The 22722-nt window shown below is 65.4% G+C and carries 21 protein-coding genes; 19 read left to right on the top strand and 2 right to left on the bottom strand.

The window, feature by feature from the left end:
• Positions 1-2: 2 nt before the first annotated feature.
• Positions 3-2627, top strand: coding sequence for an alanine--tRNA ligase (alaS, locus tag AGI3411_RS17980; RefSeq protein ID WP_129528720.1), 2625 nt, complete (start codon positions 3-5; stop codon positions 2625-2627).
• Complete coding sequence (locus AGI3411_RS17975) at positions 2627-2884, top strand: sulfurtransferase TusA family protein (protein WP_129528719.1); 258 nt, start codon at positions 2627-2629, stop codon at positions 2882-2884. The genes alaS and AGI3411_RS17975 overlap by 1 nt, the downstream gene beginning before the upstream one ends.
• Positions 2885-2961: 77 nt before the next feature.
• On the opposite strand, the gene AGI3411_RS17970 is transcribed toward AGI3411_RS17975, so the two are convergent.
• On the bottom strand, positions 2962-3543 hold the full coding sequence (locus tag AGI3411_RS17970) for a hypothetical protein (RefSeq protein ID WP_129528718.1): 582 nt from the start codon (positions 3541-3543) through the stop codon (positions 2962-2964).
• Positions 3544-3968: 425 nt separating this feature from the next.
• Between AGI3411_RS17970 and rpsP the strand changes: the two genes are divergently transcribed.
• The 8 genes from rpsP (at position 3969) to AGI3411_RS17930 (ending at position 10220) form a co-directional block, all read left to right on the top strand.
• Positions 3969-4229 (top strand): 30S ribosomal protein S16, encoded by a 261-nt coding sequence (gene rpsP / locus AGI3411_RS17965; RefSeq protein ID WP_043541446.1) that lies wholly within the window; start codon positions 3969-3971, stop codon positions 4227-4229.
• Between the two features lie 93 nt (positions 4230-4322).
• The gene (rimM, locus tag AGI3411_RS17960; protein ID WP_129528717.1) at positions 4323-4940 is read left to right on the top strand and encodes a ribosome maturation factor RimM; all 618 of its coding nucleotides are present in this window, start codon (positions 4323-4325) and stop codon (positions 4938-4940) included.
• Positions 4940-5776 carry a tRNA (guanosine(37)-N1)-methyltransferase TrmD gene (trmD, locus tag AGI3411_RS17955; RefSeq protein WP_129528716.1) on the top strand — a complete coding sequence of 279 codons (837 nt, stop codon included), beginning with the start codon at positions 4940-4942 and terminating at the stop codon, positions 5774-5776. Before rimM ends, trmD begins: the two co-directional genes overlap by 1 nt.
• 103 nt (positions 5777-5879) lie before the next feature.
• Positions 5880-6563, top strand: a complete 684-nt coding sequence (locus AGI3411_RS17950; protein ID WP_129528715.1) for a helix-turn-helix domain-containing protein — start codon at positions 5880-5882, stop codon at positions 6561-6563.
• 99 nt (positions 6564-6662) lie between these two features.
• A complete protein-coding gene (locus tag AGI3411_RS17945) occupies positions 6663-7418 on the top strand; it encodes an ABC transporter substrate-binding protein (protein WP_129528714.1) in 756 nt (251 codons plus the stop codon).
• A gap of 121 nt (positions 7419-7539) precedes the next feature.
• Entirely contained in the window at positions 7540-8193 is a 654-nt protein-coding gene (locus AGI3411_RS17940) for an amino acid ABC transporter permease (RefSeq protein WP_129528713.1), read from the top strand.
• A complete protein-coding gene (locus AGI3411_RS17935) occupies positions 8190-8921 on the top strand; it encodes an amino acid ABC transporter ATP-binding protein (RefSeq protein ID WP_129528712.1) in 732 nt (243 codons plus the stop codon). Before AGI3411_RS17940 ends, AGI3411_RS17935 begins: the two co-directional genes overlap by 4 nt.
• A 9-nt stretch (positions 8922-8930) precedes the next feature.
• The gene (locus AGI3411_RS17930) at positions 8931-10220 is read left to right on the top strand and encodes an NAD(P)/FAD-dependent oxidoreductase (RefSeq protein WP_129528711.1); all 1290 of its coding nucleotides are present in this window, start codon (positions 8931-8933) and stop codon (positions 10218-10220) included.
• Positions 10221-10295: 75 nt separating this feature from the next.
• On the opposite strand, the gene AGI3411_RS17925 is transcribed toward AGI3411_RS17930, so the two are convergent.
• Positions 10296-13190 (bottom strand): valine--tRNA ligase, encoded by a 2895-nt coding sequence (locus AGI3411_RS17925; protein ID WP_129528710.1) that lies wholly within the window; start codon positions 13188-13190, stop codon positions 10296-10298.
• A gap of 391 nt (positions 13191-13581) precedes the next feature.
• Here AGI3411_RS17925 and ndk point away from each other — a divergent pair, with 391 nt between their 5' ends.
• Genes ndk through hisC form a run of 9 tightly spaced genes read left to right on the top strand, consistent with a single transcriptional unit; the run spans position 13582 to position 22593 of the window.
• Complete coding sequence (gene ndk / locus AGI3411_RS17920) at positions 13582-14007, top strand: nucleoside-diphosphate kinase (RefSeq protein ID WP_129528709.1); 426 nt, start codon at positions 13582-13584, stop codon at positions 14005-14007.
• Between the two features lie 42 nt (positions 14008-14049).
• Complete coding sequence (gene rlmN / locus AGI3411_RS17915; protein ID WP_129528708.1) at positions 14050-15204, top strand: dual-specificity RNA methyltransferase RlmN; 1155 nt, start codon at positions 14050-14052, stop codon at positions 15202-15204.
• Positions 15201-15695 carry a helix-turn-helix domain-containing protein gene (locus AGI3411_RS17910; protein ID WP_129528707.1) on the top strand — a complete coding sequence of 165 codons (495 nt, stop codon included), beginning with the start codon at positions 15201-15203 and terminating at the stop codon, positions 15693-15695. Before rlmN ends, AGI3411_RS17910 begins: the two co-directional genes overlap by 4 nt.
• A 13-nt stretch (positions 15696-15708) precedes the next feature.
• A complete protein-coding gene (gene ispG, locus AGI3411_RS17905) occupies positions 15709-16995 on the top strand; it encodes a flavodoxin-dependent (E)-4-hydroxy-3-methylbut-2-enyl-diphosphate synthase (RefSeq protein WP_129528706.1) in 1287 nt (428 codons plus the stop codon).
• Positions 16996-17049: 54 nt separating this feature from the next.
• Positions 17050-18336 carry a histidine--tRNA ligase gene (gene hisS / locus AGI3411_RS17900; protein WP_129528705.1) on the top strand — a complete coding sequence of 429 codons (1287 nt, stop codon included), beginning with the start codon at positions 17050-17052 and terminating at the stop codon, positions 18334-18336.
• Between the two features lie 3 nt (positions 18337-18339).
• Complete coding sequence (locus AGI3411_RS17895) at positions 18340-18978, top strand: YfgM family protein (RefSeq protein ID WP_129528704.1); 639 nt, start codon at positions 18340-18342, stop codon at positions 18976-18978.
• Between the two features lie 5 nt (positions 18979-18983).
• Positions 18984-20141 carry an outer membrane protein assembly factor BamB gene (bamB, locus tag AGI3411_RS17890; protein ID WP_129528703.1) on the top strand — a complete coding sequence of 386 codons (1158 nt, stop codon included), beginning with the start codon at positions 18984-18986 and terminating at the stop codon, positions 20139-20141.
• A 22-nt stretch (positions 20142-20163) separates the two neighbouring features.
• Positions 20164-21516, top strand: a complete 1353-nt coding sequence (gene der, locus AGI3411_RS17885) for a ribosome biogenesis GTPase Der (RefSeq protein ID WP_129528702.1) — start codon at positions 20164-20166, stop codon at positions 21514-21516.
• Between the two features lie 3 nt (positions 21517-21519).
• Positions 21520-22593 (top strand): histidinol-phosphate transaminase, encoded by a 1074-nt coding sequence (gene hisC, locus AGI3411_RS17880; RefSeq protein WP_129528701.1) that lies wholly within the window; start codon positions 21520-21522, stop codon positions 22591-22593.
• The last annotated feature ends 129 nt before the right edge of the window (positions 22594-22722 follow it).

Here is a 22722-nt window from a genome sequence, read left to right as displayed (position 1 = left end):
CGATGAAATCCTCCGAGATTCGCCAGCAGTTCCTGCAATTCTTCAAGTCCAAGGGACACACCATCGTCCCGTCGTCGTCGCTCGTCCCGGGCAACGACCCGACTTTGCTCTTCACCAATTCGGGCATGGTCCAGTTCAAGGACGTCTTCACGGGCAAGGAATCGCGGTCCTATACGCGTGCCACCTCCTCGCAGCGCAGCGTGCGCGCGGGCGGCAAGCACAATGACCTGGAGAATGTGGGCTATACCGCCCGCCACCATACGTTCTTCGAAATGCTGGGCAACTTCAGCTTTGGCGACTATTTCAAGCGCGACGCCATCCAGTACGCCTGGGAGCTCCTGACTCAGGTCTACAAGCTGCCGGCCGAGAAGCTCTGGGTCACCGTATACCAGGAAGACGACGAGGCTTACGACATCTGGGCCAAGGAAGTCGGGGTGCCGGCCGAGCGCATCATCCGCATCGGCGACAACAAGGGCGCGCGCTACGCGTCGGACAACTTCTGGCAGATGGCCGATACCGGCCCCTGCGGTCCTTGCTCGGAAATCTTCTACGACCACGGCCCCGAAATCTGGGGCGGCCCTCCGGGATCCCCCGAGGAGGACGGCGACCGCTACATCGAGATCTGGAACCTGGTGTTCATGCAGTTCGAGCGCGACGCCGCCGGCAACATGCCGCGCCTGCCGCGTCCCTGTGTCGATACCGGCATGGGGCTGGAGCGTATCGCCGCCGTGCTGCAAGGCGTGCACTCCAACTATGAAATCGATCTGTTCCAGCACCTGATCGCCGCCGCCGCGCGTGAAACCGGCATCAAGGACCTGGAAGACAATTCCCTGAAGGTCATTGCCGACCACATCCGCGCCTGCTCGTTCCTGATCGTCGACGGCGTGATCCCCAGCAACGAAGGCCGCGGCTACGTGCTGCGCCGCATCGTCCGCCGCGCGCTGCGCCATGGCTACAAGCTGGGGCAGACCAAACCGTTCTTCCACCGCCTGGTGCCGGATCTGGTCGCTGAAATGGGCGAAGCCTATCCGGAGCTGGCCGCCACGGCCGACCGTGTCGCCCAGGTCCTCAAGCAGGAAGAAGAACGTTTCGGCGAAACGCTGGAACACGGCATGCGCATCCTGGATTCCGCCCTGGCCAATGTGCCCAAGGGCGGTCTGCTGGACGGCACCACGCTGTTCACGCTGTACGACACCTACGGCTTCCCGGTGGACTTGACCGCCGACATCTGCCGCGAGCGCGAAGTAGACGTGGACATGGCCGGCTTCGAAGTCGCCATGGAACGCCAGCGCGACCAGGCGCGCGCCGCGGGCAAGTTCAAGATGGCCGAAGGCCTGAGCTACGAAGGCGCCGATACGCGTTTCGAAGGCTACGAAAAGCTCGAGCTCGACGACGTCAAGGTCACGGCCCTGTACGTCGACGGCACGCAGGTCCAGCAGGTCAAGGCCGGCCAGAACGCGGTCGTCGTGCTGGACGCTACGCCGTTCTACGCGGAATCGGGCGGCCAGGTGGGTGATACCGGCCTGCTCGAGGCGGATGGCGTGCGATTCGCCGTCGCCGACACCCTGAAGATCCAGGCCGGCGTCTTCGGCCATCACGGCCAGCTGGAGTCCGGCGCCCTGTCCGTGGGCGACACGCTGCTGGCGCGCGTGGACGCGGTGCGCCGCGCCCGCACAGTGCGCAACCACTCCGCGACCCACCTGATGCACAAGGCCCTGCGCCAAGTGCTGGGCGCCCACGTGCAGCAGCGCGGCTCGCTGGTGGATCCCGACAAGACCCGTTTCGACTTTGCCCAGGATGCGCCGCTGACTGCCGAGCAGATCGCCCGCGTCGAGGCTATCGTCAACGCTGAAATCCTGGCCAACCAGCCCACCGTGGCGCAGGTCATGGCCTACGACGACGCCGTCAAGGGCGGCGCCATGGCGCTGTTCGGCGAAAAGTACGGCGATACCGTCCGTGTGCTCGACATCGGCTTCTCGCGCGAACTTTGTGGCGGCACGCACGTCGGCCGCACCGGCGATATCGGCCTGTTCAAGATCGTTTCCGAAGGCGGAGTGGCCGCGGGCGTGCGCCGCATCGAGGCCATTACCGGCGACAACGCCCTGGTCTGGGTGCAGAACCAGAATGCCCTGCTGACGCAAGTCGCGGGCATGCTGCGTTCCACCCCGGCGGACCTGCCCGCGCGCATCGCGCAGGTGCAGGACCAGGTCAAGGCGCTCGAGAAAGACCTGGAGCAATCGCGCAGCAAACTTGCTGCCAGCGCGGGCAATGACCTGGCCTCCAGCGCCGCGGTCGACGTCAAGGGCATTAAGGTCCTGGCCGCCGGCATCGGCGACGTGGATCCCAAGGCGTTGCGCGGCATGGTCGACAACCTGAAAGACCGCCTGAAGCCGGCTGTCGTGCTGCTGGCCACGGGTTCTGCCGATGGCAAAATCAGCGTGGTGGGCGGCGTCACCGCCGACCTGACCGACCGCATCAAGGCCGGCGATCTGGTCGGCTTCGTGGCGGCTCAGGTGGGCGGCAAGGGCGGCGGCCGTCCGGACATGGCCATGGGCGGCGGCACCGACGTCAGCGCCTTGCCCGCGGCGATCGCCAGCGTGCAGAAATGGGTGGACGAGCGTCTGTGATGAGCGGCCCTGACGCGAGCGCCGAAGCGCCGTCCTTCGAGCAAGAGGTCGACGCCAGCGGCCTGACCTGCCCCTTGCCCATCCTGCGCGCCAAGAAGGCCCTGGCGCAGATGGCCAGCGGCGAGGTGCTGCGCGTCATCACCACGGACCGCAACGCGATCCGGGACTTCCAGGCCTTCGCCCGCCAGACCGGCAATACCCTGGTCGCGCAGCAAGAGGTCGATGGCCGCGGGGTGCATTTCCTGCGGCGGCGCTGACCGGCAAGCCGGCCGAGCCATTCAGCCAAAAGGGCCCGCCTTCCGGCGGGCCCTTTTGTTTTGGCTGCCCGAGCCCGCTACTTGTGGATGGCGGCGGCGACGGCCTGGGTGATCGTGAAGTCGACGAGATCGCCTTCCTTCAGTTGCTGGAGCCGCGCCTGCAGGGCGGGGTCCTGCACCTGGATGGTACGCATGCCGCCTTGCGGGCCCTTCAGCGTGACCAGGTTGGCGCTCTTGTTGATGTGCCAGATCTCGGCGGTGATCGTGGTCTGACGGCCGGCGGCGCCGCCGGGCATGGCTCCCTTGGGGTTGCGCGTGCCGGCCGATTCCGTGACGACCTCGGGCGCGCCCGATCCGGCCGGCCGCACGGCCACTGCCACGGATTCGTAGTAGTCGAGCGTCAGCGAGTCGCCCGGCTTGATCTGCTGGAAGTTGCGCACGTTGGGGCCGGCAAGGATGTTCAGGGTATTGCCGTTCTCGCCTTGCAGCGTGATGGTCCGGGTGGCCGGGTCCACTGCGGTGACCTTGCCCGTGGCCGTCGTCAGGGCGGCGCCGACGATGCGGGCGGAGGCCGTCAGCGGCATCGCCAGTGAACCCGCCAGCAAGCCCGCTAGGGCCAGGCGCGCGACAGGGGTGAAGACCGAGTTCTGTTTCTTCATGATGTTGCACCCTCCGAGTAGAGGAAGTTTGGGGGAAAAGCGCGGGGAAGAGGGGACGGCGACGAGGAGCGGGGAACCCGTCCTCAGGGGAATGGCTTGAAGACGGCGCGGTAACAGCGCCGCAGTGTTGCAGCAGGGGGGAGCAAAGCGCGGGATCTTGCGTACGATGACATAAATCCGATCTCCAAAATCGGGTTTTTCTTCAAACGCACTGACTTTGAACGCACTGAGACGGACACAAGCGCGGCCGGGCGGCTACACTTTGTGCTGCGGCGGGCTCCGGCCCGTTTTTGTAGAATACCCGGATGTGGTGTTTTAGGATACAAATCCTGCCGCTATGCAAGATTCCCGCACTTCCATTTGCCAGCTGGCTGGTTTAAGTGCTAGAATTTCCCGTTTTTCACAACTAATTCAAGGGATTACCTATGGTGGTGATTCGCCTGGCCCGCGGTGGGTCCAAGAAGCGTCCGTTTTACAACCTGGTGGCCACCGATTCGCGTAACCGTCGCGACGGCCGCTTCATTGAGCGTGTGGGTTTCTACAACCCCGTCGCCAGCGAAGGCACGGAAAACCTGCGCATCGCGCTGGATCGCGTGCAGCACTGGACCAGCAACGGCGCCCAACTGTCGCCCGCTGTCGAGCGTCTGGTCAAAGACTACTCGGCCAAGGTTTCCGCCGCGGCTTAATTGCCCGCGTCGCTAAGCCTTAAGCCCTGCTAGCTTTACTACGCTTTAAAGCTACCATTCATAGCTGCTTCATAGCTACCAAGAGCACGATACATGCCTGATGCCGCAACCTCCAACGCGGCGCCGACGGATTTGATCGAGCTGGGCCGCATCAGTGCAGCCTACGGCGTGAAAGGCTGGGTTAAAGTGCAGCCGCATTCGGCCAATGCCGAAGTGCTGCTCTCAGCATCTCAATGGTGGTTGACTCGCCCTGTGCCTGAATTGGCGCGGGGCGCTGTCGCGTCTGCGCCTGTCGCATACAAGGTCGTGCAATCCCGTTCGCAAGGGGCCACTGTGGTGGCTCAGCTGGCGGGCATTGCCGATCGCGACCAGGCCGAAGCCCTGCGCGGTTGCTCCGTGCGGGCGCCGCGGGGAGCTTTCCCCGCGACCGAGGAAGACGAATACTACTGGGTCGATCTCATCGGTTGCGCGCTGTATTCCAGCGCCAACGGCGAACCCGCGCTCCTGGGCGTGGTCGACGAGGTCCTGGACAACGGCGCTCACGCCGTCCTGAAGGTCCGGTGCCAGACGGCAGGGGCCCAAGGTCCCGAACCTGTCCTGGACGCCAAGGGCCGGCCCGCCGAAATGCTTGTTCCGTTCGTGCGCGCGCACATCCACGCTGTCGACCTGGCTGCCCGCCGTATCGACAGCGACTGGCCCGCGGATTTCTGATGCGATTCGACGTCGTTACGCTCTTTCCCGAAATGTTCGGGGTAGTGCGGGACCTGGGCGTCACCGGCCGGGCGCATGCCCAGGGCCGGTGGTCCCTGCATGCCTGGAATCCGCGCGATTTCACGCAGGACGTGCACCGCACCGTGGACGACCGCCCATACGGCGGTGGCCCTGGGATGGTGATGATGGCGGGGCCGCTGGAAGCCGCCGTCAACGCCGCCCAGGCGTCGCGTGCCGCGCAGGGCCTGGGCCGCGCGCCCGTCGCCCTGCTGGCGCCGGTCGGCCGGCGCTACGACCAGACCGGCGCTGAATCCCTGGCCGCAAGCGAGGGCATCATCCTCATTTGTGGCCGCTACGAAGGCGTCGACCAGCGGTTTATCGACCGCTGCGTCACGCAGGAAATCTCCCTGGGCGACTTCGTGCTGTCCGGCGGCGAGATCGCGGCGCTCGCGGTGATCGACGCCGCCGTGCGGCTTTTGCCTGGCGTCCTCAACGACGGCGATTCCGCCTTGCAGGATTCCTTTAACGACACGCTCTCCGGCTTGCTGGACAGCCCCCACTACACGCGCCCCGAAGTGTACGAGGGCGAATCGGTGCCTGCCGTGCTGCTCAGCGGCCACCATGCCAATATCGCCCGTTGGCGGCGCGAGCGCTCGCTTGCGCTGACGGCCGCCCGGCGGCCCGAACTGATCGAATCCGCCCGCGCCAAGGGTTGGCTCGACAAGGCGGACGAGCGCTACCTGGCCGAACTGGCCGGTACCTGGGATCCCGCCGCAGAAGCGCCCAAACGCAGGCGCAGGCCCGCCCGGCCCGCCAAGGCGCCCGACGCGTCCTGACTTCCCCCTCTGATTAGGCCCGCAAGCGCTAGGGATGTTCCTAGCTTGTGGGCCTTTTGGCTGCTCTCTAGCATTGAAAATTACATGGAAATGAAATTTTCATATGAGCCACTCCAATCTCGCCCGACCCGCGAGCCACGCCGCCGATTCGCTACGGCAGGCGAAGCTTCAGTCTGGCCGGCCGGAATCCGCCGTTGACTTGTGGCTGGGCCAGCAGCTGCGCCAGCTGCGCAAGCAGCAGGGCCGCTCACTGGCGGACGTGGCTCACGCCTGTGGCATCTCGCTGGGGCTGCTGAGCCAGATCGAGCGGGGCCTCAGTTCCGTCTCGGTAAAGATCCTGCATCTGCTGGCCCGCGAATTCCACGTATCGGTGAATTCGCTGCTGCGCAACGCCGAGCATACGCAGCTCGAGGACGGTGGGCGGGTCGCCCGCGCGGGCACGCACCGCTATATCGACTTGAGCGAAAAAGGCATCAGCAAAGAGATGTACACGCCGCCGGCCTGCCGCAGCATGGACCTGTGCCGCGCCACCATTGAACCGGGCGGATCCACCGGCAATGAACTCTTCGTGACCGGGCAGGGCGAGCAGATCGGCGTGGTGGTCAAGGGGGTGCTCGAATTGTGGGTGGGCGACCGGGTCGTGCTGCTCAATGAAGGCGACAGTTTTTGCTATGCCAGCAGCACGCCTCGCCGCTGGCGCAATCCCGGGTCGCAGACGACCGAGGTCATCTGGGCCATTTCCAACATCACTCAAGTCGCGGGGGGCGATACGCAACAGGCGCCATGAGCGCATAGCATCCACAGCGGCGCGATGACGCAGGGGATCGTCGCGCCACCGGACGCGCAAGGCGCCGTCCGGGTTTCTTTGCCACGACGAGGAAATGTCATGAAATTCAAGACTCTGGCTGTCTCTGTAATTGCTGCATTGTCCATGGCCGCGGGCGCGCAAGCCCAAACGGTGTTGAAAGTGGGCTCCACGCCCACCGGCAGTCCGTTCACGTTTCTCGACACCAAGACCAATAGCATTGAAGGCGTGATGGTCGACATCGTGAAAGCGGTCGGCAAAGAAGCGGGATTCGAGGTGCAGATCGAACCCATGGCGTTTTCCGCGCTGATCGGCTCGCTGACGTCCAAGCGCATCGATATCGTGTCGGCGGCGATGTTCATCACGCCGCAGCGCCAGCAGGTGGTGAGCTTTTCGGAGCCCGTGTATCGCTATGGCGAGGGGCTCATGGTGCTCAAGACCGACAACAAGGAATACAAATCCTTCGCCGACATGAAGGGCATGACCGTCGGCGTGCAGGTCGGCACGGCCTTCGTCGAACCGATACAGAAGAGCGGCGTATTCAAAGAGGTCAAGCTCTACGACAATCCGCCCGACATGATGCGCGACGCCAATGCGGGCCGCATCCAGGGCGGCTTCATGGACTACCCCATCGCGGCCTACATCCTGACGCAGGGGAACTATCCCAACCTGAAGATGGCGCAGGCCTACCAGCCGACGGTAATGGGCAGTCTGGGTCTGGCGACGCGCAAGGAAGACACCGCGCTGCTCGACCGGATCAACAAGGCACTGACCAAGCTGAAGGCGGACGGCGCCATCGACGCCATCCTGAAGAAGTGGGGGCTGTCCGGCGCTTGATGCCGGTCAGGCCTCGAGCAACCGAACGCCACTGCGGTTGCCCGTCCGGCACGCCTTCGCGCGCCGGCGGGCGGGACGCATGCCGCGTTCCCGCAGGCTGTCTTGTTGGGGTGGGTGAGTCATGACGGAATTCTTCAAGGATGCGGCGGAGTACCTGCCGATATTGCTGCAAGGCGCGAAGCTCACGATTCTGGTGACGCTGGGTTCGCTGGCCCTGTCCACGGTGTTGGGCCTGGTATGGGCGCTGATGCGCGTTTCCGGAAACCGCTACCTGTCCAAGTTCAGCGCCGGGGTGATCAACCTGCTGCGCGGCATTCCTATCATCGTGCTGCTGTTCTACATCTACTTCGTAATGCCGGACATGGGCGTGTCGCTGACGGCGGTGCAGGCGGCCATCATCGGCCTGGGCGTGGCGTATTCGGCCTACCAGGCCGAGAATTTCCGCGCGGGCATCCAGGCCATCGACCGCGGCCAGATCGAAGCCGCCATGGCCATGGGCATGAGCTGGAGCATGACGATGCGGCGCGTGGTGCTGCCGCAGGCGGTGAAGATCGTGCTGCCGCCCTACGGCAACATCATGATCATGATGCTCAAGGATTCCTCGCAGGCGTCGACTATCACCGTGGCGGAACTGGCCTTGCAGGGCAAGCTGATCGCCGTCTCCACGTTCAAGAACGCCACCGTGTTCACGCTGGTGGCGCTGATGTACCTGGTGATGTGCGTGCCGCTGATCCTGCTGGTGCGTCATCTGGAAAAAAGGAGCGCCGCGAAATGATCGAGCTTCAAGGGGTGCGCAAGAGCTTCGGCTCGCTCGAAGTGCTCAAGGGCATCGACGCCGAGGTCACGAAGGGCGAGGTCGTGTGCGTGATCGGCCCGTCGGGTTCCGGCAAGTCCACCATCCTGCGATGCATCAACGGGTTGGAGCGCTACAACGCCGGCCGCATCACCGTGGATGGAGAATTGGTCGACTGCGACGCGCCGTCCATCGTCTCCATTCGCACGCAGGTGGCAATGGTGTTCCAGCGCTTCAACCTGTTTCCCCACCGCACGGCGCTGGAGAACGTGATCGAAGGTCCGATCTACGTAAAGAAGGAGCCGCGCGCGCAAGCGGTGGAGCGGGGGCGCGAACTGCTGGCCAGCGTGGGGCTGGCGGACAAAGAACATGCGCACCCGCCGCAACTGTCGGGCGGCCAGCAGCAGCGCGTGGCGATCGCGCGGGCGCTGGCGATGCAGCCCAAGGCCATTCTCTTCGATGAACCGACTTCCGCCCTGGATCCTGAACTGGTCGGCGACGTGCTGGGCGTCATGCGCAAACTGGCCGAGGCCGGCATGACGATGGTCGTCGTGACCCACGAAATGAGTTTTGCCCGCGAGGTGGCGGACCGCGTCATGTTTTTCGACGGCGGTGTCATGGTGGAGCAGGGTGCTGCCCGCGAAGTGCTGAATCATCCGCAGCATCCCCGGACGCAGGATTTCCTGCATCGGGTGTTGCACCCCATGTGAGGAAGGATCATGCCGCAAGCGCCATTTCCGCTTTCCCCTTCGTTATGGGCCGCCACGGCGGCGGCGCCTCCTCCCACGCAGCCGCTGGCGGCGTCCGCGCAGGCCGACGTGCTGGTGGTGGGCGGCGGCTATGCCGGCTTGAGTACGGCGCTGCACCTGGCGGAGCGCGGCGTCAGGGTCGTGTTGCTGGAAGCGCGCGAGATCGGCTTCGGCGGGTCGGGCCGTAACGGCGGCCAGGTCATTCCCGGCCTGAAGTACGATCCCGACGCGCTGATCTCCCTGTTCGGCGCCGAGCGCGGCGAACGGCTGATCCGTTTTGCCGGCTCGACGGCGGATACGGTATTCAACCTGATCGAGCGGCATGGCATGGACGTGCCGCACGTGCGGGGCGGCTGGATCCAGGGTGCACATACCGCCAAGGCCTTGCGGCTGGCGCATGACCGGGCGGCCCAGTGGGCGCGGCTCGGCGCCGATGTCCAGCCGCTGGATCGCGCGCAGGTGGCCCGGCTGATCGGCACCGACCGCTACCAGGGCGGCTGGGTCGACCGCCGCGCCGGCGCCATCCAGCCGTTGAGCTACGTGCGCGGCCTGGCCCGCGCCGCGTTGAGCGCCGGCGCCGTGATCCACACCGGCTCGCCCGTCACCGGGCTGACGCGCGCGGGAGGTAAGTGGACCGCGGCCACGGCCGGCGGGCCGGCCGTCACCGCCGACCGCGTGGTGATGTGCACGAACGCCTACGGCGGAGACCTGCTGCCCGGGCTGAAGGCGTCGATCATCGACGCCAATACCTTCCAGGTGGCTACCGCGCCGCTGCCCGAGGCGGTACGCGCCGGCATCTTGCCCGAGGGGCACGTCACGTCCGACACGCGCAATCTGTTGCTGTACTTCCGGCTGGACCACCAGGGCCGGCTGCTGATGGGCGGGCGCGGCCCGTTCCGTGAACCCAAGGGGCAACAGGACTGGGCGCACCTGGAGCGCGTGATGCTGAAGTTGTTTCCGCAGGTCGCGGGCTCGCCGTTCGAGTACCGCTGGTGCGGCAGGGTCGCGGTCACCCGAGACTACCTTCCGCACCTGCATGAGCCCGAGCCCGGCCTGCTGGTGGATATTGGCTGCCAAGGGCGCGGGGTGGGGCTGCAGACCAGCATGGGCCGCGCCATGGCGCAGTACGTGGCCACGGGTGACGCCAACGCTTTGCCGGTGCCGCTTTCGCCGGTGGTGCCGTTTCCGTTGTATGGCCTGCGGCGCCTGTACGTGAATGCGGTCGTGAGCTGGTACCGCATGACCGACGGCGGTGTGTAGCCTGGAGGGTGAAGCAAGACAAAAAAATCCCCGGAGCTCCGTCCGGGGATTTTTTCGTTCAGGCAGGCACTGCGGTCAGTTGCCCAGCTTGGCGCGCTGTTCGCGCACCTTCTGCAAGGTTTCGCCGAACTGCGCCAGGCGCGCCTTCTCCTGTTCGACCACGGCCGCCGGCGCGCGCTCGACGAAGCTGGCATTCGACAGCTTGCCGTTGGCCTTGGCCATTTCGCCTTCCAGGCGGGCGATTTCCTTGTCCAGGCGGACGCGTTCCGCGGCCACGTCGATTTCGACGTGCAGCATCAGGCGGCTGGTGCCCACGACCTGGACCGGCGCGCCCGCGTCGGGCAGAGCGTCCAGCACCTCGACTTCGCTCAGCTTGGCCAGCGCCGCCAGGTAAGGCGCATTGCGCTTGAGCGCCGGCGCGTCGCCCTGGGCGCACAGCGGCACCTTCTGTGCCGGCGACAGGTTCATCTCGCCGCGCAGCGCGCGCACGGCCTCGACCTGGGCCTTCAGTTCGGCCACGTCGGCTTCGGCGGCGGCGTCGACCGCTGCCGGGTTGGCCTGCGGGTAGGGTTGGACGCTGACGCTGTCCGCCGCGCCTTCCTTGCGCTTGCCGGCCACCAGCGACACCTTCTGCCACAGCTCTTCGGTGATGAAGGGAATGATGGGGTGCGCAAGGCGCAGCACGCCTTCCAGCACGCGGATCAGCGTGCGGCGCGTGCCCAGCTGCTGGGCCGGCGTGCCGGTCTGGATCTGCACCTTGGCCAGTTCCAGGTACCAGTCGCAGTATTCGTCCCAGACGTAACGGTAGAGCGCGTTGGCGACGTTGTCGAAGCGGTAGTCGGCGAAGCCGCGCGCCACGTCCGCTTCCAGCGTCTGCATCTGGCTGACGATCCAGCGGTCCACGAAGGACAGCTCGCCGGCGTCCGGGCCCGTCAGGTCATGGCCTTCGGTGTTCATCAGCACGAAGCGCGTGGCGTTCCAGAGCTTGTTGCAGAAATTGCGGTAGCCCTCGCAGCGCTTCAGGTCGAAGTTGATGTTGCGGCCCAGGGTGGCATAGGCGGCCATCGTGAAGCGCAGCGCATCGGTGCCGAAGGCGGGGATGCCGTCTGGATACTGGCGGCGGGTGGCCTTTTCGATGGCGCCGGCCTGCTTGGGATTCATCAGCCCGTAGGTGCGCTTGGCGACCAGGCCGTCCAGGTCGATGCCGTCGATCAGGTCAACGGGGTCCAGGGTGTTGCCCTTGGACTTGCTCATCTTCTGGCCGTCGGCATCGCGGATCAGGCCGTGCACGTAGACGTGCTTGAACGGGATCTGGCCGGTCAGGTGCGTGGTCAGCATGACCATGCGCGCCACCCAGAAGAAAATGATGTCAAAGCCCGTGACCAGCACGCTGGACGGCAGGTAACGCTGCAGGTCCGGGGTGTTTTCCGGCCAGCCCAGCGTGGTGAAGGGCACCAGGCCGGAGGAGAACCAGGTGTCCAGCACGTCCGGGTCGCGCTTGAGTTCGCCCGTCACGCCGGCCGCGCGGGCCTGTGCGGTGGCTTCGGCTTCGTCGTGGGCCACGAACACCTGGCCGTCGTCCGAGTACCAGGCCGGAATCTGGTGGCCCCACCAGAGCTGGCGCGAAATGCACCAGTCCTGGATGTTGTTCAGCCACTGGTTGTAGATGGTGGTCCAGTTGTCGGGGTAGAACTGGATGCGGCCGTCGGCCACGACATCCAGCGCGACCTCGGTAATGCTCTTGCCCGGGTTCAGCGTGCCTTCGGGCGCGGGCTTGCTCATGGCCACGAACCATTGGTCCGTCAGCATGGGCTCCAGGACGACGCCGGTGCGGTCGCCCTTGGGCTGCATCATCTTGTGGGGCTCGACCTTGACCAGATAGCCTTCGGCCTCCAGCTGGGCCACTACGGCCTTGCGGGCCTCGTAGCGCTCCATGCCCTGGAATTGCTTCGGGCCGTTTTCATTGATGTGCGCGTCCAGCGTGAAGATCACGATCAGGGGCAGATCGTGGCGCATCGCGCAGGCGTAGTCGTTGAAGTCGTGCGCGCCGGTGATCTTCACGCAGCCAGTGCCGAATGCGGGGTCGACGAAATCGTCCGCGATGATCGGGATGTTGCGGTCGCACAGGGGCAGTTCGACTTCCTTGCCGACCAGGTGCCGGTAGCGGGGGTCTTCTGGATGAACGCACAGCGCGCCGTCCGCCAGCATCGTTTCGGGGCGGGTGGTGGCGATGGTCAGGCCGCGCAGCGTGACGGTCTGGCCGTCCTTGTCGACGATGGTCTGCGGGCCGTCCACGAAGGGGTAGAGGATGTGCCACATGTGGCCATCGGTCTCTTCGGACTGGACTTCCAGGTCGGAAACGGCGGTCAGCAGCTTCGGATCCCAATTGACCAGGCGCTTGCCGCGGTAGATCAGTCCCTGTTTATGCAGGCGGACGAAGGTCTCGACGACGCCGCGCGACATGCGGTCGTCCATGGTGAAGTATTCGCGCGGCCAGTCGGCCGAGGCGCCCAGGCGGCGGACCTGGCCGGTGATGGCGTTGCCGGACTTTTCCTTCCATTCCCACACTTTTTCCACGAATTTTTCGCGGCCGAGGTCGTGGCGAGAAACCTTCTGGGCGTCCAGCTGTCTTTCAACCACGATCTGCGTGGCGATGCCGGCGTGGTCGGTGCCGGGGATGAATACGGTGTCGTCGCCCAGCATCCGGTGGTAGCGCACCAGGCCGTCCATGATGGTCTGGTTGAACGCGTGGCCCATGTGCAGGGTGCCCGTCACGTTGGGGGGCGGGAACTGGATGACATACGGCTTGCCTTCCGTCCCCGTTTTTACGTGCTGGCCCGCCTGGAAGTAGCCGCGCTTTTCCCACTCGGCGTACCAGCGGGATTCCAGTTCGGCGGGTTCGAAGCTCTTGGAGAGTTCCTGGGTGTCGCTCGCGGGTGTCGCGGCGTTCGGGGAGGCGGCTTGAGTCATTACAGGGTTCCGGCAGACAGGGGCGCCCGGGCTAAAGATGCGGGCAGCAAACCGCTCATTTTAAGATGTAATGCGGTCTTCTCAGCGTGTTAGAATACCGGGTTACTGTAAACCTTTTAGAAGTCCCTGAATTCATTGAGGATTCCTTCGGAAACACGCACATGAAAACGCGTATCCGGGGGCCCCGATGGAAATCTGGGTCGAGTCCGACAGGTGGGCAGTGTCGAATCCCTGCCTTGGCCCAGCGGTTCAGGCCGGCCCGAAACATCCCCCGTTTCGGACCGCCTGTGCGCCAACAGCGCGATGACGCTTCAAGGGTGACACCGACAAGCGCAGAGCCGCGCCAGGCAATTGATCAGAAACCAGTCAGAAATCAGCTTTCGGAGTTCTTATGTCCATTCAACGCACCCTCTCGATCATCAAGCCCGACGCCGTTGCCAAGAACGTGATCGGCCAGATCGTCAGCCGTTTCGAGCAAGCCGGCCTGAAGGTCATCGCCGCCCGCCTGGCTCAGCTGTCGCGCGCCGACGCCGAGCGTTTCTACGCCGTGCACAAGGAACGCCCCTTCTTCAAGGACCTGGTCGACTTCATGGTCTCGGGCCCCGTGTTCGTGCAAGTGCTGGAAGGCGAAGAAGCCATCCTGAAGAATCGCGACCTGATGGGCGCCACGGATCCCAAGAAGGCTGCCCCCGGCACCATTCGCGCCGATTTCGCCGACAGCATCGACGCCAACGCCGTGCACGGTTCGGACGCTCCGGAAACGGCTGCTGTCGAAATCGCCTTCTTCTTCCCCGAAATGAACATCCACAGCCGTTGATTTTCGCGGAACTGTTTTAGCTTTTCGAGTTTTACCCAGGTCATGGAAACCGCCGAACGAATCAATCTGCTGGGGCTTGACGGCTCCGCCCTGTCCGAGCTCGTGGGGCAGTGGGGGGGCAAGCCGTTTCGCGCCCGCCAGCTGCAGCGCTGGATGCATCAGCGCGGCGCCGATTCGTTCGACGCCATGACCGACCTGGCCCGCGATTTCCGCAGCCAGCTTGCTACGCATTGCCGCATCGAGGCATTGCCCGTCAATATCGAGCAGCGCTCGTCCGACGGCACCCGCAAGTGGCTGTTCGACGTGGGGCAGGGCAACGCCATCGAGACCGTCTTCATCCCCGAAGACGACCGCGGCACGCTGTGCGTGTCCAGCCAGGCTGGGTGCGTCGTGAACTGCCGCTTCTGCTCGACCGGGCACCAGGGATTCAACCGCAATCTGAAGACCAGCGAGATCATCGGCCAGCTGTGGTGGGCCAAGCGCGTGCTGGAGGCCGATATCGGCACCGCCCGCCTGGAAAGCGCCAAGGCGTCCGAAGATACCCGCGTCGTCAGCAATGTGGTCATGATGGGCATGGGCGAACCCCTGCTCAACTACGACCAGGTCCTGCCGGCTCTGCGCCTGATGCTGGACGACAACGCCTACGGGCTGTCGCGCCGCCGCGTCACGGTGTCCACCTCCGGCGTGGTCCCCATGATGGACCGCCTGTCGCAGGACTGTCCCGTGGCCCTGGCCGTTTCGCTGCACGCGCCCAACGACGCGCTGCGCGACGAGCTGGTGCCGCTGAACAAGAAGTACCCGCTGAAGGAGCTGCTGGCCGCTTGCGAACGCTACCTCGCGTTCGCGCCGCGCGACTTCATCACGTTTGAATACTGCATGCTGGACGGCATCAACGATACCGATCAGCACGCCAAGGAATTGATCCACATTGCACGCCAGCTGCGGTGCAAGCTCAATCTGATTCCGTTCAACCCCTTTCCCGAGTCCGGCCTGAAGCGTTCGAACTCGGCGCGGGTGAAGGTGTTTGCCCAGCGTCTGATGGACGCCGGCATCATCACCACCGTTCGCAAGACCCGGGGCGACGACATCGATGCGGCTTGCGGCCAGTTGGCCGGAGAAGTGCGCGACCGCACCCGGATTACCGAGCGCAACGCCGCACAGCGCCAGACCATACCCATTAAACAGGTGCATGCATGACGCAGGATTTCGCTTCTGCAGTTTCAGAGACGCCCGCCGGCGCCGCAGGCAGCGTGGGCTCGGCATTGCGCGCGCTGCGCCAGTCCAAGGGCTGGTCGCTCGACGAAGTGTCCAGCCGCATCAAGTTCTCCACGAAGCAGATCGAAGCCCTTGAAAATGAAGAGTGGGCGACTTTGCCCACCGGCGTTTCATTGCGTGGCCTGGTCCGCAATTACGCGCGCCTGCTGGGCGCCGACGCTCAAGCCATCGTCGACTCGCTGGACCCCAAGGCCCGCGTCACCGGCCCGGTGAAGCTCAGCCCTGGCGCCTTGCATTCGGCGCACTCCATCCCCCAGTCGGGCGCCGACGACGACCGTTCGTCCTCGACCTCCTGGGGGTGGCTCATCGCCATCGTGCTGGTGCTGGCCGCTGGCGTGGCGTATGCCTTCTGGCAAGGCTGGTTGCCGCAGCACTGGCTGCCGTTCGACTGGCTGCCGAAGCCGACCAAGTAACCCGGTTCCACCGATGCAAGAATCTTCTCTGCCTTGCCAGGATGCGCCGCCTCCCGACGTGGGGGCCGCAGTGCGCCGCGCCACGCGTTCGGTGGCGGTGAAGTGGGGCGACCGTGTCGTGACGGTGGGCGGCGATGCCCCGGTCGTGGTCCAGTCCATGACCAACACCGACACGGCGGACGCCATCGCCACGGCGATACAAATCAAGGAGCTGGCCCAGGCCGGCTCCGAGCTCGTGCGGATCACGGTGAACACGCCCGAGGCGGCCCGTGAAGTCGCGGCCATCCGCGAACAGCTCGACCGGATGGGCGTGGACGTGCCGCTGGTGGGCGATTTCCACTACAACGGCCACAAGCTGCTGACGCAGTTTCCCGAATGCGCCCAGGCGCTGTCCAAGTACCGGATCAACCCGGGCAACATGGGTGGCGGCAAGCGCCGCGACGACAATTTTGCCCAGATGATCGAAGTGGCCTGCCGTTACGACAAGCCCGTGCGCATCGGCGTGAACTGGGGCAGCTTGGATCACGAGCTGATGGCGCGCAAGATGGACGAAAACAGCCGCCGCGCGCAGCCCTGGGAGGCCCAGGCGGTGATGCGCGATGCGCTGGTCGTGTCTGCCATCAGCAACGCCGAGCGCGCTGAAGAGCTCGGCCTGCGCCGCGACGCCATCGTCCTGTCGTGCAAGGTCAGCCACGTGCAGGACTTGATCGCCGTCTACCGCGACCTGTCCGCACGTTGCGACTACCCGCTGCACCTGGGCCTGACCGAAGCCGGCATGGGCAGCAAGGGCATCGTGGCATCCACGGCCGCGCTGGCCGTACTGCTGCAACAGGGCATCGGCGACACCATCCGCATTTCGCTCACGCCCGAACCCGGCGGCGACCGCAGCCGCGAAGCCATCGTGGCGCAGGAAATCCTGCAGACCATGGGCCTGCGCGCCTTCACGCCGATGGTGGTCGCGTGCCCCGGCTGCGGCCGTACCAGCAGCACGTTTTTCCAGGAACTGGCGGACAGCATCCAGGGGTATCTGCGCCGCCAGATGCCGCTCTGGCGCGCGCAGTATCCCGGCGTCGAAAGCATGAACGTCGCCGTGATGGGCTGTGTGGTCAACGGGCCGGGCGAAAGCCGTCATGCCGATATCGGCATCAGCCTGCCGGGCACCGGCGAAGTGCCGGCCGCGCCGGTGTTCGTCGACGGCGAGCGCACGGTCACGCTCAAGGGCGACCATATTGCCGAAGAGTTCCAGGCCATCGTCGAAGACTACGTCGCGCGCCGCTACGGCGCGCCCGCCTCTCATTAAAGTAAGGGTGTAGCCGCTAGCGCGCTTGCCGGCGCGCGACGCGGCATGATCAAGATGACTCAAGCTTTCCAGAAAGTCGCCGCCATACGCGGCATGAATGACCTGTTGCCGGGGGCGAGCGCCCGCTGGGAGCAATTCGAGGAAATCGTGCGCGGCTGGCTGCGCGGCTACGGCTACCGCAATGTGCGTACGCCCGTGCTTGAGCATACGCGCCTGTTTGCGCGCGGCATCGGCGAAGTGACCGATATCGTCGAAAAAGAGATGTACACCTTTACCGATGCGCTGAACGGCGAATCGCTGACCATGCGCCCGGAAATGACGGCCGGCATCGTGCGCGCGTCGATCGAGCACAATATGCTCTACGACCGCCCGCAGCGCGTCTACTCCATCGGTCCGGTCTTCCGCCACGAGCGCCCGCAGCGCGGCCGCTACCGCCAGTTTCATCAGATCGACGTCGAGGCGCTGGGCTTCTCCGGTCCGGACGTGGATGCGGAACTGATCGTCATGCTGGCCCGTCTGTGGAAGCTGCTGGGGCTGACCGACGTGCGCCTCGAACTGAATTCGCTGGGCCAGCCGGCCGAACGCGCGGCGCATCGCGCCGCGCTGATCGAGCACCTGGAAAAGCACCGCGACGTCCTCGACGAAGACGGCCAGCGCCGCATGTACAGCAATCCGCTGCGCGTGCTGGACACGAAGAACCCCGCCATGCAGGAAATGGCCGACAGCGCGCCGCGCCTGTTCGATTTCCTGGGCGATGAGTCCCGCGCGCACTTCGACGGCGTGTGCCAGCGCCTGGCGGAAGCCGGCATCGAATACCGCCTGAATCCGCGGCTGGTGCGCGGGCTGGATTACTACAACCTCACCGTGTTCGAGTGGGTGACCGACAGGCTCGGCTCTCAGGGCACGGTCTGCGGCGGCGGCCGCTACGACGGCCTGGTCGAATTGCTGGGCGGCAAGCCGGCGCCCGCCGTCGGCTTCGCGATCGGCATGGAGCGCCTGCTGGACCTCTGGGAACAGAGCGTGCAGATGCCGGCGCCGGCCGAATGCGACGTCTACGTCGTGCACCAGGGCGAAGAGGCCCAGCGCCTGGCCGCCCGCGTCGGCGAAGACCTGCGCGACGCTGGCCTGTCGGTCATCGTGCATGCCGGTCCGGCGAGCTTCAAGTCCCAATTCAAGCGCGCCGATGCCAGCGGCGCCCGGGTTGCGGTTATCCTTGGCGCCGATGAAGTGGCTGCACAGGCCGCGAGCGTCAAGTACCTGCGCAGCGATGCGCAGGGCGAAACCGCGCAGCAGCAGGTCCCATTGGCGGGATTGGCCGACGTATTGAACATCAAGGGTTAATGCATGGCATACGATCTGGAAGAACAGGAAAAACTGGACGCGATCAAGGCGTGGTGGGCCCGTTACGGCACCCTCGTCGTCACGCTGGCGGCGGCGGTTGCGCTGGCCTGGGGCGGATGGTGGGGCTGGAAGGCCTACCAGGCGCATCGCGCCAACCAGGCCATGGGCTACTTTGAAGCGCTGGAAGATGCGGCCCGTCTGGGCGGCGCCGATTCGGCGGTGCGCATCAAGACCGCGGCGGCCACGCTGCGCGAAGAATATCCGGCCACGGGCTACGCCGCGCGCGGCGCGCTGGTGGCCGCCCAGGCTCTGCAGGCCCAAAAGGACGAGGCCGGCGCCCGCGAGCAGCTGGAATGGCTGGCGGCCCAGGGCAAGAACCCCTCCATGCAGTCCGTGGCGCGCCTGCGCCTGGCCGGCATGCTGCTGGATCAGAAGCAGTACGATGCCGCACTGGGGCAGCTCAACAACCCGCCGCCGGCCTTCGCCGCCTTGTACGCGGACCGCCGTGGCGATATTCTCGCTGCGCAGGGCAAGCGTGAAGAGGCCCGGGCGGCATGGCAAAGCGCCATCGATGGCCTGGGCACGGCGAATCCCTTGACCCAGGTTGTGCAACTGAAACTGGATGCCCTGAGCGGAGCGTGACTGTAATGCGTAAATTTGCACCTGGCCGTACGTGGCGTGGCGCCGTTTGCCTGGCGAGCCTGCTCGCCCTGGGCGGATGCGGCATGTTTTCCAGCGACGACGGCCGCTACGATCCCGCGCCCCTGACCGAATACAAGGCCGGCATGTCCGTGCGCCAGGTCTGGTCCACGTCGATCGGCAGTGGGTCGGGCCTGGGCTTTGCCCCCACGGTCCTGGGCGACGCCATCTACGCCGCCACGCCGGACGGTTCGGTCGGCAAGTTCGACCTGCAAAGCGGCCGTGTCATCTGGAAGGCCAAGACCGAGAGCAAGCTGTCCGCCGGCGCGGGTAGCGACGGCACGACCACCGCGGTGGCCACGCCCGACGGCGATGTGATTGCCTTCGATGACACCGGCAAGGAAAAATGGAAAGTCCGCGCCACCAGCGATGTGACGATTCCGCCCGTCGTGGGCTTCGGTATCGTCGTGGTCCGCAGCGGCGACTACCGCATCCAGGCATTCGACGCCAACAACGGCGAACGGGTCTGGAACGTGCAGCGTCCCGGCCCCTCGCTGGCCTTGCGCAGCGTGTCGCAGATGGTCCTGGCCGAAGGCCTGATCATCACCGGCCTGCCCGGCGGCAAGCTGATGGCCATTGCTTCCAATAGCGGCAACGTGCAATGGGAAGGCACCGTGGCGACGCCGCGCGGCGCCAGCGACCTCGAACGCCTGACCGACGTGGTCGGCGCGCCGCGCCTCGCCGGCAACCTGCTTTGCGCCGTGGCCTACCAAGGCCGCATCGTCTGCTTCGACGTGACGGCCGGCGGCCGTCCGCTGTGGGCCAAGGACTTCTCCAGCGTCAGCGGCCTGACCCTCGACGATCGTTTCGCCTATGCGCCGGACCAGAACGGCGTGCTCAACGCGTTCGCCCTGGACAACGGCGGCAACGTCTGGAAGCAGGCTGCCCTGAAGAACCGCCAGCTCACCGCTCCGGCCTTGCTGGGCGGTGCGCTTGCCGTCGGCGACCTGGATGGTTACGTGCATTTCCTGTCGCGCAGCGACGGCAGCCTGATGGCTCGCCTGTCGGTGGGCGGAGGCCCGGTCGTGTCGCCGCCGCAAACCACCCCCCAAGGTGTGCTGGTCCAGACGGGCAATGGCAATCTCGTCCTGATCGGCGCCAACTAATCCTATAGAAAAGCCTTACACCGTGTCTTTCAAGCCTGTCGTCGCCCTGGTCGGTCGCCCCAATGTGGGCAAGTCGACCCTTTTCAACCGCCTGACGCGATCGCGCGCCGCGCTGGTGGCCGATTATTCCGGTCTGACCCGCGATCGCCACTATGGCGAGGGCAGAGTGGGCGAGACCCCCTTCATCGTCATCGATACGGGTGGTTTCGAGCCCGTCGCCAAGGACGGCATCCTGCTGGAGATGGCGCGCCAGACCCGGCAGGCCATCGCCGAGGCCGATGTGGTGGTGTTCCTGGTGGATGCCCGGGCGGGCATCAACGCCCATGATCACGAGATCGCCAAGCTGCTGCGCAAATCCGGCCAGCAGCGTGTGCTGCTGGCCGTGAACAAGGCGGAAGGCATGGGCGCCGGCGCCGCGGTGTCCGAGTTCCACGAGCTGGGGCTGGGGTCGCCCTATCCCATTTCGGCGGCGCACGGCGACGGTATCGTCGACCTGATCGAGCTGGCCCTCGCGGATCTGGTCGAGCCTCCCTCCGAAGAAGAGCCGGAAGAAGAGGGCGAACACGACCATCGCATCAAGCTGGCGATCGTGGGGCGCCCCAACGTGGGCAAGTCCACGCTCATCAACACCCTGATGGGCGAAGAGCGCGTGATCGCGTTCGACATGCCCGGCACCACCCGCGACGCCATCGAGATCGATTTCGAGCGCGACGGCCGCCGCTATACGCTGATCGACACCGCGGGCCTGCGCAAGCGCGGCAAGGTGTTTGAAGCCGTCGAGAAATTCTCCGTCATCAAGACGCTGCAGGCCATCGAGGCCAGCAATGTCGTGTTGCTCATGCTGGACGCCCAGACCGAGATCTCCGAACAGGACGCGCATATCGCCGGCTTCGTGCTGGAAACGGGGCGCGCCGTGGTCGTGGCCATCAACAAATGGGACGGCCTGGACGGCGAGGCCAAGGAACGCATCGAACGCGAATTCCAGCGCAAGCTGCGCTTTCTGTCGTTTGCCCGCATGCACACTATTTCGGCGTTGCGGGGGCAGGGCGTGAAGCCCTTGCTGAAGTCCATCAATGCGGCGCATGCCGCGGCGTTCGCCAAGCTCTCCACGCCCAAGCTGACGCGCGAGCTGCAGGCGGCGGTCGAGCAGCAGCCGCCTCCCCGCAAGGGTATTTTCCGTCCGAAAATGCGCTATGCGCACCAGGGCGGGCAGAATCCTCCGCTGGTCATCATTCATGGCAATGCGCTGGACGCCGTTCCGGACTCTTACCGCCGTTACCTGGAAACGCGTTTCCGCAACGCGTTCGACCTGGCCGGCACGCCGTTGCGCATCGAATTCAAGTCTTCGCACAACCCTTACACGCAGGAAAGCTGATCCATGAGCCGCTTCTGGAGTCCCGTGGTCGGGACGCTCAGTCCGTACGTTCCGGGCGAGCAGCCCAAACTTCAGAACCTGGTCAAGCTGAACACCAACGAGCACCCCTACGGTCCGTCGCCGAAGGTGCTCGATGCGATCCGCGCGGCCTGCGACGACGCGCTCAAGCTCTACCCGGACCCGTCGTCCGACCGGCTGCGCCAGGCCATCGCCGAAACGGCTGGCGTGCAGCCCGGGCAGGTATTCGTGGGCAACGGCTCCGACGAGGTGCTGGCGCACGTGTTCCTGGCGCTGCTCAAGCATGACCGTCCGCTGCGCTTTCCGGACATCACGTACAGCTTCTATCCGGTCTATTGCGGCCTGTACGGGATCGAGTACGAAACGGTTCCGCTGACGTCCGATTTCCGCATCGACGTCGATGACTATCTGCCTGGGCGCAACGGGCAGGCCGGCGCCATCATTTTCCCGAATCCCAATGCGCCCACCGGCCGCGCGCTGGACGCGGCCGAGATCGAGCGCATCGTGGCCGGCAACCCCGACGCCGTCGTCGTGGTGGATGAGGCCTACGTGGATTTTGGCGGAGAGTCCGTCATTCCTTTGGTCACCCGCTACGACAACCTGCTCGTCGTGCAGACGCTGTCCAAATCGCGCTCGCTGGCCGGGCTGCGGGTCGGTTTCGCCGTGGGCAGCGCCGCGCTCATCGAAGGGCTGGAACGGGTAAAGAACAGTTTCAACTCCTACCCCATCGACCGTCTGGCGTCTGCCGGCGCGGTGGCGGCCCTGGAGGATACAGAGTACTTTGAGAAGACTCGCCTGGCCGTGATCGAAACCCGGTCGCGGATGACGGCGGGCCTGCAGGCGCTGGGCTTTGAGGTGCTGCCTTCTTCCGCGAATTTCGTGTTCGCGCGGCACCCGTCGAAGGACGCTGCGGGCCTGGCCGCCGCCTTGCGCGAGCGCAGCATCATCGTGCGCCATTTCCGCCAAGCGCGCATCGATCAGTTTCTGCGCATTACCGTGGGCACCGAGGCACAGTCCGAACTGTTGCTGAACGCGCTTGCGGAGGTCCTGCAGGCGTGAGGGCCGGAGCGTTCCAGCCGGAAAACTCTGGTGTCACTTTTTGCATCCTGGCCAAGTAGCACGGGCCGGGAAAACCCTGTAGAGTACATGTTTCGGCGTACCCCACCAGTTCACAAGTACGCCATCATT

It is taken from the genome of Achromobacter agilis (genome assembly GCF_900496965.1).
GTDB classification, from domain to species: Bacteria; Pseudomonadota; Gammaproteobacteria; order Burkholderiales; family Burkholderiaceae_B; genus Achromobacter; species Achromobacter agilis.
Note: the sequence above shows the minus strand (reverse complement) of the source record. Positions and strands in the feature narration are given on the sequence as shown.

Excerpts from the sequence above, each read along its gene's own strand:
- AGI3411_RS17925 (WP_129528710.1), bottom strand. The coding sequence starts at position 13,190 with ATGACTCAAGCCGCCTCCCCGAACGCCGCGACACCCGCGAGCGACACC.
- trmD (WP_129528716.1), top strand. The coding sequence starts at position 4,940 with ATGCGATTCGACGTCGTTACGCTCTTTCCCGAAATGTTCGGGGTAGTG.
- AGI3411_RS17945 (WP_129528714.1), top strand. The coding sequence starts at position 6,663 with ATGAAATTCAAGACTCTGGCTGTCTCTGTAATTGCTGCATTGTCCATG.
- AGI3411_RS17910 (WP_129528707.1), top strand. The coding sequence starts at position 15,201 with ATGACGCAGGATTTCGCTTCTGCAGTTTCAGAGACGCCCGCCGGCGCC.
- AGI3411_RS17975 (WP_129528719.1), top strand. The coding sequence starts at position 2,627 with ATGAGCGGCCCTGACGCGAGCGCCGAAGCGCCGTCCTTCGAGCAAGAG.
- AGI3411_RS17940 (WP_129528713.1), top strand. The coding sequence starts at position 7,540 with ATGACGGAATTCTTCAAGGATGCGGCGGAGTACCTGCCGATATTGCTG.
- hisS (WP_129528705.1), top strand. The coding sequence starts at position 17,050 with ATGACTCAAGCTTTCCAGAAAGTCGCCGCCATACGCGGCATGAATGAC.
- AGI3411_RS17930 (WP_129528711.1), top strand. The coding sequence starts at position 8,931 with ATGCCGCAAGCGCCATTTCCGCTTTCCCCTTCGTTATGGGCCGCCACG.
- ndk (WP_129528709.1), top strand. The coding sequence starts at position 13,582 with ATGTCCATTCAACGCACCCTCTCGATCATCAAGCCCGACGCCGTTGCC.
- AGI3411_RS17970 (WP_129528718.1), bottom strand. The coding sequence starts at position 3,543 with ATGAAGAAACAGAACTCGGTCTTCACCCCTGTCGCGCGCCTGGCCCTA.
- AGI3411_RS17935 (WP_129528712.1), top strand. The coding sequence starts at position 8,190 with ATGATCGAGCTTCAAGGGGTGCGCAAGAGCTTCGGCTCGCTCGAAGTG.
- bamB (WP_129528703.1), top strand. The coding sequence starts at position 18,984 with ATGCGTAAATTTGCACCTGGCCGTACGTGGCGTGGCGCCGTTTGCCTG.
- rimM (WP_129528717.1), top strand. The coding sequence starts at position 4,323 with ATGCCTGATGCCGCAACCTCCAACGCGGCGCCGACGGATTTGATCGAG.
- AGI3411_RS17895 (WP_129528704.1), top strand. The coding sequence starts at position 18,340 with ATGGCATACGATCTGGAAGAACAGGAAAAACTGGACGCGATCAAGGCG.
- alaS (WP_129528720.1), top strand. The coding sequence starts at position 3 with ATGAAATCCTCCGAGATTCGCCAGCAGTTCCTGCAATTCTTCAAGTCC.
- rpsP (WP_043541446.1), top strand. The coding sequence starts at position 3,969 with ATGGTGGTGATTCGCCTGGCCCGCGGTGGGTCCAAGAAGCGTCCGTTT.
- rlmN (WP_129528708.1), top strand. The coding sequence starts at position 14,050 with ATGGAAACCGCCGAACGAATCAATCTGCTGGGGCTTGACGGCTCCGCC.
- AGI3411_RS17950 (WP_129528715.1), top strand. The coding sequence starts at position 5,880 with ATGAGCCACTCCAATCTCGCCCGACCCGCGAGCCACGCCGCCGATTCG.
- ispG (WP_129528706.1), top strand. The coding sequence starts at position 15,709 with ATGCAAGAATCTTCTCTGCCTTGCCAGGATGCGCCGCCTCCCGACGTG.
- hisC (WP_129528701.1), top strand. The coding sequence starts at position 21,520 with ATGAGCCGCTTCTGGAGTCCCGTGGTCGGGACGCTCAGTCCGTACGTT.